Origin of the sequence: Methylobacterium sp., from assembly GCF_019745455.1 — a bacterium.
Classification (GTDB): Bacteria; Pseudomonadota; Alphaproteobacteria; order Rhizobiales; family Beijerinckiaceae; genus Methylobacterium.
Map to the genome: position 1 here is coordinate 1 of NZ_JAIETD010000112.1, position 10,954 is coordinate 10,954.

At 57.5% G+C, this 10,954-nt stretch carries 8 protein-coding genes; 4 read left to right on the forward strand and 4 right to left on the reverse strand.

Annotated elements, in window-relative coordinates; translation table 11 throughout:
* Positions 1 to 487 precede the first annotated feature (487 nt).
* The gene (locus K2Y56_RS20000) at positions 488 to 1,225 is read left to right on the forward strand and encodes a sigma-70 family RNA polymerase sigma factor (RefSeq protein ID WP_292511673.1); all 738 of its coding nucleotides are present in this window, start codon (positions 488 to 490) and stop codon (positions 1,223 to 1,225) included.
* A 174-nt stretch (positions 1,226 to 1,399) separates the two neighbouring features.
* Here K2Y56_RS20000 and K2Y56_RS20005 read toward each other — a convergent pair whose 3' ends face one another.
* Entirely contained in the window at positions 1,400 to 1,717 is a 318-nt protein-coding gene (locus K2Y56_RS20005; protein ID WP_292511694.1) for a helix-turn-helix transcriptional regulator, read from the reverse strand.
* Positions 1,718 to 2,060: 343 nt separating this feature from the next.
* Between K2Y56_RS20005 and K2Y56_RS20010 the strand changes: the two genes are divergently transcribed.
* On the forward strand, positions 2,061 to 4,496 hold the full coding sequence (locus tag K2Y56_RS20010) for a hypothetical protein (protein WP_292511676.1): 2,436 nt from the start codon (positions 2,061 to 2,063) through the stop codon (positions 4,494 to 4,496).
* Between the two features lie 711 nt (positions 4,497 to 5,207).
* Here K2Y56_RS20010 and K2Y56_RS20015 read toward each other — a convergent pair.
* Both K2Y56_RS20015 and K2Y56_RS20020 read right to left on the reverse strand, forming a co-directional pair.
* Positions 5,208 to 5,441, reverse strand: coding sequence for a hypothetical protein (locus tag K2Y56_RS20015; protein WP_292511679.1), 234 nt, complete (start codon positions 5,439 to 5,441; stop codon positions 5,208 to 5,210).
* Positions 5,442 to 6,547: 1,106 nt separating this feature from the next.
* Positions 6,548 to 6,847: a hypothetical protein gene (locus tag K2Y56_RS20020; RefSeq protein ID WP_292511682.1), complete on the reverse strand. Its 300-nt coding sequence runs from the start codon at positions 6,845 to 6,847 to the stop codon at positions 6,548 to 6,550.
* Between the two features lie 15 nt (positions 6,848 to 6,862).
* Between K2Y56_RS20020 and K2Y56_RS20025 the strand changes: the two genes are divergently transcribed.
* Together K2Y56_RS20025 and K2Y56_RS20030 are read left to right on the forward strand one after the other, a co-directional pair.
* Positions 6,863 to 7,651: a hypothetical protein gene (locus tag K2Y56_RS20025; protein WP_292511685.1), complete on the forward strand. Its 789-nt coding sequence runs from the start codon at positions 6,863 to 6,865 to the stop codon at positions 7,649 to 7,651.
* 1,609 nt (positions 7,652 to 9,260) lie between these two features.
* Entirely contained in the window at positions 9,261 to 10,379 is a 1,119-nt protein-coding gene (locus K2Y56_RS20030; protein WP_292511688.1) for a site-2 protease family protein, read from the forward strand.
* On the opposite strand, the gene K2Y56_RS20035 is transcribed toward K2Y56_RS20030, so the two are convergent.
* On the reverse strand, positions 10,376 to 10,954 hold a 579-nt coding region (locus tag K2Y56_RS20035; protein WP_292511691.1), incomplete at its 5' end, for a hypothetical protein. The genes K2Y56_RS20030 and K2Y56_RS20035 overlap by 4 nt on opposite strands.

Below are 10,954 nucleotides of genomic sequence, written 5' to 3' on the forward strand. Positions count from 1 at the left end.
TGGAGTGGCGCGTGGGCGGAAGCGTTCGACACCTTCGAAGTCCGCGCCTATCTGCCGACGCGAGCATCCAGAGATCGAGTAGGTGCACGCAATCATCAACCGTTAAGGCCGCACATTTCACTGGAGCCGCCCTTGTCCAGTTGAAGGTTTTTCCTGACTGGACGCCGGGGCCTGCACTGGTACTAGTGAGCCTGACCCCACTTCAGCCCTGCCCGGTTCGCCGCGGCGGGGTATTTTCTTTCCATGGCGTAGCAGACTCTCGGCGAGCTTTATCAGCACCTCGCCGAACCGGCTGAAGTGCGCGACGCCATCGCAATCACCGGTTTGGCCGTCCGTCATCACCCGAGCGCCGTCGCACCCGCCTCTCGCCGGCAAGCCCGCTGAGGCACTTGATTGGCATACAGCGAGGTTCTATTACGAACTTACTGTATGACGCGAGGTCCGTCTTTTTGTCGGTACCGGGCGAGGCACGGAGATTTGACTCAAGATGACACTGCGCCTGCTTGATGACCAGCGCCTCGGATCGCAACGGCCTGCGGCCGGCCTCAAAAAGGCGAAGTCGGTTCGGCATCGTCCAGGCAGTTTCTTGCGCGAGCACCTGGAGGGGCCGCTTCAGGCTCATTACGCGTCCACCATAGATGATCCGACGCCTGAGAGGTTTCTCACGCTTATCGCACAACTCGAAAGGTGCCACACAAACGACGATCAAGGATCGACGGCGACGTTCGGGGACGAGTTACTCTCTATTCTGCCGGATCTTCGCGGTTTCGCAAGATCCATTATCTTTGATAATGGAAGAGCGGACGACCTCGTTCAAGAGGCGGTTCTCAAGGCATGGCAATCGAGGGATCGATTCCAAGCTGGAAGCAACTTCAAAGCGTGGACCTTCACGATTCTCCGCAACCACTTTTACACAGAGCAGCGCAAACTCAAACGTGAGGTGGAGGACGTCGACGGTGTGGCAGCAGGGCGACTGGTCGCGCCGCCGGATCAGTTCGACAGGGTCACTCTCCAGGATGTCTGGACCCACATCACGCGGCTTCCCGCATCTCAGCGGGATGCCCTCCTCCTCGTTGCCGAACAAGGCATGACCTACGAGGAAGCCTCGGAAGTTCTGGGCTGCCAAGTCGGCACTGTGAAAAGCCGCGTCAGCCGTGCTCGAGCCTTCCTGTTAGGCTCGATGGAAACCGACGAGGGCAGGGGCCGACGGGTCGATCGAGGGTAGTCGCCAAAGGCGCTGGATAGCCCATCTGACGAGGCCAAGTGTATATTCACGAATGATTTTGCTAAAGCACCGAAGTAGAGATCGGAGCAGGGTCATGTAAATTGCCAAGAGTCAGCAATCGGAGTGAATGTCAGTAATCTTCGCTGCTCACCTGGAAAAAAATCAGAATTTCGACTATTGAGTGGCCACGTCCGTGCTGTTGCCAAATAGGATTTTATGGGTCAGCGGATCGTAAAAACGCATGAGGTTTTGGACGAACTCCCTCACGTCGACGCCCAGCGCCTCCGCCCAGGCATCGTAGCGATCGGGCGGGATGCGGCCACGTCCAGTTTCGAGCTGTGAGATGAAAGTATAATATTCCGCACCGACGAGGTCGGCGAGTTGTTTTTGCGAAAGCCCACGGTCTTCACGTAGCTGCTTGAGAAAGCGGCCACCCTGTTTCCGCAGTTCCTGAACGTCCGCGGCGCGCAGGCGCTGGTGGTGAGCGTACACGTCGACAAAAGCCTTTGAGAGCTGTTTAACCTGAAGCCGAAGCGCCATACAGCAATTCTCATATAAATCGCACTTACAGCTGGTGTCCAGCTGTCTTTTACCCGGCTGCCGGGTGGTTTGTAGAAAATCCTCTCAACATGGATACAAACGCCACGAACCTGCGTTTTCTCGCATCGGTTTCGAGTCCGATTGGACGCGGGCAGAGACGACTGCGCTGCTGTCGGTGCCGTGATCGATGGCCTGAGTTCACTGCTTCTTGGTGCCCGGGAGGCGTCGCTCCCGGGCACTGATACCCTGTCCGCCAGAGGCCAGTGGCCAAGCAAGTCGCAGGAGTAAGGTGGGAATGGGATCGGTTGTGTCGTTCGTCCGGTCCGCCGTAGCGGCGCAGGATGGCTGGTCTCAACAGGAACTTGCCGAGTTCTACCGTGTCGAGGCCGCCCTCTTACGTGCAGGGCTTCAGGTCTGCACCGAGCAGGGCCTGACCGACCTGGCTGAGCCGTGGTTTGTCTTCTGCCACCCTAGCGGCGACGTCATCATCCATTTTGCGAGGATCGACGGCCTCTACTTGATCGATTCCGAGGTTTTTGACGGTCCGATCCGCGGGCCTGATTTTCGCGCCCTCGTGAACCAGATCGCTGATCGTTACCCAAACCTTCTGCCAATCGCCCGTACGGGCGCAGGCACCAGACTGGCGGTTCACCCAGCTGCCTTGCTGGCGGCGATCGTGGTAACAGTAGCCTTCACTCTCTCGTCGGAGGATGCCTACGCCAGTGAGAGTGTGGACATTGGATCGACCCAAGCGTCTGCTGAAGATACACCGGGCAGCCAAGCGTCGAGGACAGCGGGGACCTGCGGACTTTCCGAACAAAGAGGCTCGATCGAGTCTGATAAGCAGGACGATCATCACAGACAGATCAAGTCGCTCGTGTTGGTAGCAATGCTTTTTGCCGCCGAGGCTCTGGCAACCGATGAGTTCCATTTGGGCGCCGATCTGAAACACGTTCTGACTGGACAGGCGCTTCAAGCATCACCCGGCGTGACGACAGATGATCGGTCGCTGCACACGACGACGGCAAGCATTGATGGACAGGCGCAGAGACAAAGCGCACTGTTCACCTCAAGTTTAGATTCAGTGGTCGGGGCAAATGCGTACGAAAAAGCATTGGCGCCCGTGCAAGTGTCGACGGTCACCTTTGAACGAAATGGGGTGGAGGCTGCACTCAACGAGTCTGATTTTAAGTTTCTGCTGGATGGACATTGGCCCGGACCGCTGAGTAGCCGTGATATGGAACCAAGCGGCGATCCTGGGGCATGGTTGATTGCTCTTCTAGGCACGTCATCTGTAGATCCTATGCACGATGAAGCATTGAGCACCGCCGTCTCGGCAAGCAGCAAGATTGAAGCAGAGATTTTTAACACGCTAAATGAAATTATTGAAGGCAGAGGGCAACAATTTAAATATGACAGCGATCCACAACTGCCCGTATCGGCGCTTTCTTATTTAAGCACGACGTCTAGTTTAAAATGGGATCGAATTGAAGAAAAGACAACCCGCTTCGAGGGCCGGCAGGAACTCGTCAAAGATCAAGACTCGATCAATCGAAACTCAGAGGTCTTGAGCCCGAGATCGAAAAATGCGGACTGGCCTGATCATTCCGATTCAATTGACGAGCAGGTTCAACGACATGAAGACTCCAAGAGCGAGACCAATCTTTCGCCGGCTAGCAGCAAGAGCCTAAGCAAGGATCTTCGTCATGCCGACAGCCACGCCGGGGCAGAAAAAACAGAAAGCTCGGGAAGTCGTGACGTTGAGTACGAGGTGACTCGAGCAGCTGTTCCTCGATCGGCCTCGTCCGAAGAAACGTCTATCCCGTCGGAATCCTCTAAATCACGCGACAAGAATGAGGCAGACATTGGGTCCTATCCCAATCAGAGCCACCTGAAGAGCGATGCCGAGAAATCAGCGGATCGTACCGGGGGCTCCTCTAACTCTGAAGACACATCTCCTGCATCTAGTACGACTTCGAATACTAGCGATAGCGTTGTGAGGTCGAACGATAGCCGAGACTCGGATCAACGTAGCTTAAATCGCAGGAGCGCTGATGAGGCTGTTTCCCCATTAAGCTCCGCGGCAGAGGCATCCATCCGAACGCAAGCGTTCGACACGCCCGGAGATAAAAACGCCGGCTCGAAGCCCAGTGTGCATCAGAGTCGCACGAATGATGATTCGATGAATCTGTCAGATCAAAGCCGAGGTGTGGATACTTCGGACGGTCCCGCGCCCTGGGCTGATGCGAGTGATCATAAAACCAAAAATGCAGGGGATCAGCCATCCTCGAGAGATAACCGAGGCGCCGAGGGCTTTTCGACCAATGCGAAGCATTCCCAAGCTACTGCCGAGCATGAAAGCGGAAAGAAAGGGCATGGGGCGGCGTCCATCGTCACTCCCCATGATACCCAACCCGAGCAGTTTCCGAATGGAGCAGGATCAGTTTCGGAGCCCTTTGCCACGTATACAAATTTCCCTATTCAGACGGCATCACCTCCGCGTGTGGAGAGTGGGCGGCCTTCGCTTAAGAGCAGTCTCGAGAGCCATCCTAACTCGACAGCGCTTAGGGGCGATAAGACTGGCAATCTTGACTTGAGGGAGATTAGTCCTTTCCACGAGAATTCCTCAATAAAACATGTACAGCCGGACATCGAGGCAAATAGTGATGTCGGCCTCCTCGGGCTCGCAGGCCACAAAAAACAAGCTCACATTCCAGATTTTTACACATAGCGATATCTTTCGAAATACAGCGCGAATGAATTAGGGGTGTCGGCAGGCGGAGAATCTCAGCATTTGAAAAATGTTGCTAAATTCCGACGATGTCCCCTTCCGATCTACCGCGTTCAGCTTATATTTCTTACCTCACTGAGATTGCGACAATTTGCAGTGGCGCTCGGAAATGGGGTTAGATATCTTACCGGCCGTACTAATTTGGGGACGATCAGAAGCATCTGATCGTCGATCGTGACCTCGCGTTAGGGCGGGGCGCCGTTATCCATACGCTGCTCTCTACCCGGTCAATGTAGAGCATGCCCCGAGCGTTACGCGTCCGGCCCCTACTTCTGTGGCCACGCGAATTTGATTCCTCGTGTCGAATTGGTAGGGCGGCAGGCTCGGCGCCCGCCTCAAGACTGGTTAACCATTCGCCGAGCCATTTGTCTGGACCCTCACTTACCGGCTTCGCCAAAGTAGCCGCAGGTGCGAGCCCCGCTACCTGACATCTCATCGGTAATCGAACGCATCTGCCGCGAGACATGGCGGAAACCATACGCAACGTGGCTCGCTATAAGAATTCGTCGGGACTGTTAGCAGTAGATCATGGCGACTTGGGCCAGCATTTTAGAAGTGAAGATTTGCAGTTTATTGGAGCAACCGCACGTCGGATGGGCCGAATCTGATGCGCTTCAGGCGAGCCCCCCTCGCGGGACCTAGCTGCTAGGTTCAGTTCGCGCCCTGCGTCGGCTCCAACATGCGCTCCCTATCCGGCATCGCCATTGCTGCGGCCGCAGGTTTGGTCACGATCGCGTCAGCCAGAAGGTTCAGGCGGAGCCCAAGGTCAGTGACTTCGTTCAGAGCGATGACTTTCTGGCTGTCCTTGATCGCCCGGGTGATGTCGCTGATCTGCACCTTCGACATGCGCGTCAATTCCGCGGCAATATGCTGTTTCGTCAACATCGCGGTCTTAGCTCCTAGGTGGATAACTGAGGTGGCCTAGCGAACGAGGGTTACCGCTTAGTTTCCCTTTCTTCAGTCGTGTCGGCCAACAAGCGGTCAACGCACGTCAACGCTTCTGATGCTCAGGACCGTACGGATCGAGAAGCCACGGTGACGGCGCGAACCCGCCTTCAGCAGACGCGCAAGTGGCCGACGAAGGCTGAAGTGCGCAGCCTGCGATGCACGACGCAGGTGGCTGTGTTCAAAGCGGCGTATCCTCAAGCGATTTCATCGTCAGTGGCGATCTCGTATGAGGGCGGACGTTGTCGGTCACTTCATGAAGTCGAGACGGTGTCCGAGATAGAACACCGCCGTCATAACAGCGCTGCATCCAGCTACTACAAGCCTCTCGCGCCTTCCGAAGACGGTCCATGCACCCAGCGTCAGTACCATAGTGACCAGCGCGAGAAGAACTATAACGCAGGCAATGGGCACCGGCTCTTTCTACGGATTGCCCACGCCTTCACCGGCTTCGCCAGCAGGATAGCCTCATGTCCCGCTACGCGACTTGGGACATCTCGTGTTCCACAGTCGCGGAGCCGTCAGAATGAAGTTTGGTCGCTTCGACGAGCATGCACGCATCCTGCAGGAGAGTACGAGAAATACCCCGCTCTTTTTCGGCCATTGCCGACGCATTGATGATCGAGGCTGCCCACGATGCTCGGAAAGACTCAGCCTCACGATGAGACTTCAAAGCTCGACCGGGAGCGTAGCGGCCTACGCGGATGCGCTGCAGCCAACGAGTCTTTGTCGAAACAAAAAGAAGAGCCAGCCCGAAGGCTGGCACAGTTGCCCCTTAGGGTGGAATAGATTGCTTGGCTAGCGTCAGTCGCTAGTAGGTATCGAACACCACATCTCCTACATCTAATCCGGTTTATCCAGTCAATGCGACTTCTGCACCCGCGGCGTCGAATATTTCGACTTCTAGATATGTCGGTTCCGGCGAAGGACCAAAAGCATTGCCTGTCACATTGATATTAGCATCAGTGGCGCCGGTCACATCTAGATCAAGAATCGAAGATTCTGTAAATTATTGCATAATAAAGATTTTATTGGCAATATCGATCTTATTCGCGTTCGGTTTTAGTTATACAACTGACATAGACGTGTTTTTCCGACGCTGACGTTTTATTGAAAAGGGCTACTCCCTTAACTTGTACGCCGAACAAGTTGGTAACAGCTTGACCGCCGTCGATGGCCACGATCTTGAGGCCGGAAATCGCGCCGCCATCGGAGCCGTCTCCCAACTCGATGGTGCCCGCAAGCGAGATCGAAGTACCCAACTCAGCCACCGATTGCCCGGTCCTGGAGGACCCGCTCGCGGGCGTGTCGGACCAAGAGACGGTGCCAGCAAGAACGCCCCGCATCACCTCAATCCTAAAATGCTGATCGCGGGAATCGACAGCTCACTTTACGGCGTCAACGCTGTAAGCACAACGGCAATCCTCGAACTAAGCACGTATTGCGGCGGCTTGCACATCACCAAGGGCGCCAGGGTGACCCTTCAGCCTGGTGTCTACATCATGAAGAACGGGCCGCTCGTGGTCGACAAGGCATCGTCGTTCACCGGGACCAACGTCGGTTTCTACTTCATGGGCATCCGCGCCGGCCTAATCTTCGACGAAGACGTCGTCATCAGCCTCACCGCGCCTAAAGACGGCCCAATGTCCGGACTACTCTTTTCTGAAGAGCGGAGTGTCCTCAACAATCTGCCGCTTTCGCTGCCCAGCGGCGGTAAGGGTCTCGCACCGCGCGCGCCCTGCGACCTTCTTGGCCAGCGCGATCATCGCATCATCAGCAACGATGCGCGGACCCGCCTGGGCACGATCTACTTGCCTGTTGGGCGGCTCATCGTCGATTCGAAGACGCCAGTTGCCGACCAGTCGGCTTACAAGGTCATCATCGCGCGTCAGATCAACCTCTATGAAGGCCCCGATCTGATTGTGAAAGCACGCTACGGGGCCACCAATATTCCCGTGCCGCCCCGGCGTCGGCCCAAGCTCGGCCGATACGGTGCTGACGCAGTAGTCAGAGTGTCTCATGACTTGACCGTCCTGCTTCATCTTGGGGTGATTGAGAAGATCGGTTGGGATCGGAGGAGCCAGGTCCGGAGCGAGATCAGCAGACGAGCGCGGGACGGGCCGTGCTCAGCCTTCACCGGATCGAGGTGAGTAGGGCGGTTGGAAAGAGCCGCATCCGGGTGCAACTCCTCGCCTTAGACGAGCCTGACGACGTTCTGCTCCGACCGAACGGATGACGGTACCTGCTTCCCAAAGCGAGGGTGACTTGCTACCTGAAGGGAGTAACATACTTGCTGTACGCCGCGTGAGGCGAGCGCGTGGGGATCAATGGATAATGACGATAGAAAGCCCGCAGTCTTGTCGATGCGGACGCTTGTACGCGCGGAGACGATTGATGGAGGCGACACAATCGTGCTGCACCTCCAATCGGCAGACGCAGCGCCTATTGCCCTCGTGATGCCGCGCCAAACCGCGCATGCGGTCCGCAGAGCCATTGACGCGGAACTTGCCGAGGCAATCCCGCAGCCCCCGCCTGATGCCGATGTTTGAGTTGTTGGTCAGCGTGCATGTCCCAGGCGCAGGACGATGACCGACTGCGTCTCGCTGTCCGCCTCGTCGCTCGACGATGCAAAGCGTCAAGCCTCTCAGATCGCCGCAGGGATCCTTCAGAATGCGTCAGGAGACGCCCGCTTGCGAAGCGACGACGGCCGAGTCGTGTGGGTTGGTTCGCAGCTTTCAGGAACAGATTTCGGTAATCACAAGATAAAATGAGCCAAGCTGACTGCCGATAAACACATATTATTCAATGAAATCTCCTTGGTCGCCGAAGATTTTAACACGGTCACGAAATTCGACCGCCGCGTTATATGTGCCAACGGTGCCTCGCGGATTATCACCTTCATCAATTCAGGCTAGAGCCTCACCGAATATCTTGAATTTATCAGTCAATCGTTCCTTAAAATCTCACTGCAAGGATCGCGTTAGCCTTTTGAATCTCGCCTTAGGCGGGAAGCTCACACATCTACCGGGTCTACCGGAGCCACGACATCAAGCCCAGATCTATCGCACAATCAAAAATCTCGGCCGGCGGCCAATCAGAGCTGTCACTGCTGCTCGTGACGATAGCTCCTGTGCGGCGGAAAGCGGCGAAGGACAGAGGGCGCCCTGTGCGACGACGCTACCAGGAACAGCTCCGATGTCCCGCCGGTTTCCGCCATAACTTCTCGTGAAATGTCACCACCAGGGCTTCAGCATGGGTACAAAACATTTGGTCATATGGCTCGGGATCGCTGCAGTCCTCGCGATGAACACCGGAGGCGCCCTTGCGAATCCGAACGATGCTCCTGGAGTAAAGACAATGCCAGCACCCGGCGCAAAAAGCGCGGGCTCCGGAATGACATCGCAGCCCCCGGACCACGGTATTGGCGGCAACAATCCCGGCAGCAGAAGCTCGACTACGGGTCAGGGGACCAGTATCGACAGGAGCTCAACTGTCGGTCAGCGCGGCGGTAGCGGCAATTCAGGCGGCAACGACACCGGATCAAGCGGTGATCCGACCGGTAGCGGCGCACCCGGCACGGGGGCCACTCAGCCTCTCGGCAAGACCGGTCAGTAATTGGTCATCGCGCCTGCCGTGAGACCCTCCCCAGGGCGAACGAGCGGCGTCGCGAAGTAGCGTACGAGTGGCCGCCTTGCTCGGCGTACGAAAAGGCAAGGCTTCAAGCGATCGGACCAGATAGCATGAAGGAGGTTGAGGCGGATGGGTTGGTCGCTTCCGATCGGCACGGTGTTCGGCACCGTCGTCCGAGTTCACGTCACCTTCCTGGTCTTCCTGGCCTTCATCGGTGCCACCGCCTATGCGAGAGGCGGCCAAGCCGTAGCCCTCCAGAGCATCCTCTACATCGTCCTGCTGTTTCTCTGCGTTCTCCTGCATGAGTTCGGCCACGTCTTCGCTGCCAGGCGCTACGGCGTACAGACCCCCGATATCACGCTCCTGCCGATCGGCGGCGTCGCCCGCCTCGAGCGAGTGCCCGAGGAGCCATTCCAGGAGTTTGTGATTGCACTGGCTGGGCCAGCTGTGAACGTCGCTATCGCCGGCATGCTCTATCTGATCCTGGGCGAACTGATGCCGCCAACTGGGACGGAAGTGGCCAACCCGAGTGTCGGCCTCATGGAGCGCCTGCTTTGGGTGAACCTCTTCCTCGTAGCCTTCAACCTGATTCCTGCCTTTCCCATGGACGGCGGACGCGTATTGCGGGCACTCCTTGCATCCCGCCTGGGATATACGTGCGGCACTCAAATCGCTGCGCGCGTCGGCCAAGGCCTTGCATTCCTGTTCGGCCTCTGGGGGTTGTTGAGCGGCCAGCCTCTGCTGCTGTTCATCGCCCTGTTCGTCTACCTGGGTGCCGCCTCGGAAGCCCATGACGCCCAGTTGCGTCAGGTCTCGCGGGGAATGCTCACGGCAGACGCGATGATCACTCGGTTCGAGAGCCTGCGGACCGACAGCCGCGTCGAGCAGGCGGTGAGATGCCTCATCGCCACTACGCAGCACGAGTTCCCGGTCATCGATGCATCTGGACGGCTGCGCGGTGTCCTCACCCGTGACGACATGATCCGTGCGCTTCGGGAGCGGGGACCCGATACGCTTGTCGTGGAGGTCATGCGGTCTGACATTCCTACCGTTCTTGATCGCATGGCGCTCGAAGACGGACTGAAGTTGATGCGGGAGCAGAAGGTGCCGGCAGTCGGCGTCACCGATGCAACAGGGCGTCTGGTCGGGCTGATGACCCCCGAGAACGTCGGCGAGATGATGATGGTGATGGCGGCACTTCCACCAAGCCGGATCGCACTTGTGCCGAGAATCCGCCCGTCGATCTAAGGAACGCGCTCGATCCTTTCGGTCGAAAAGTCAACATCGTCCGTCATTGCACTTCGACGAAGCTGCGAGCGTTCCCGCGCTTCCTCGATGCACTTCGTGACATGTGCGACGCGGTTGACGACCTGAAGGTTCGGGGTGCCCCAGAAACCGAGAAGGACCGGCCAAGGATCGCCGCGATGCTCGCGCCAGACCCGATACAGTGGCATTCGGTGATCGACTTCCGCCGTCCTTAGAAGCCGCTTACCCGTCGAGGCGCAGCGGTGGCGCTGGTGTGCTTTGAGAACCTTTGATTGCTCACTCGGCGTGACCCATAACTTCCAGGCCGTTACGCAGGCCGCATGCCAGCTGGCATTTTTGTTCGGCATGCCTGCGCTCCAGAGATCCTTGTGCCAGCCGAAGCGGTAGACCGGCTGACCACAGATACAGCAATGCCCGCGTCCGCGGGCATGGGCAGGCTCTCGGTAGGGAGAGGGCGGCAGCCGAAACGTCGCAGCGAGCCCCGGACCCATTTCGGTTCCGGTCCGCCACGTCCATCCTTCTGGTTGACCGGAACGAGACGCCAGTGCCCGAGCGAG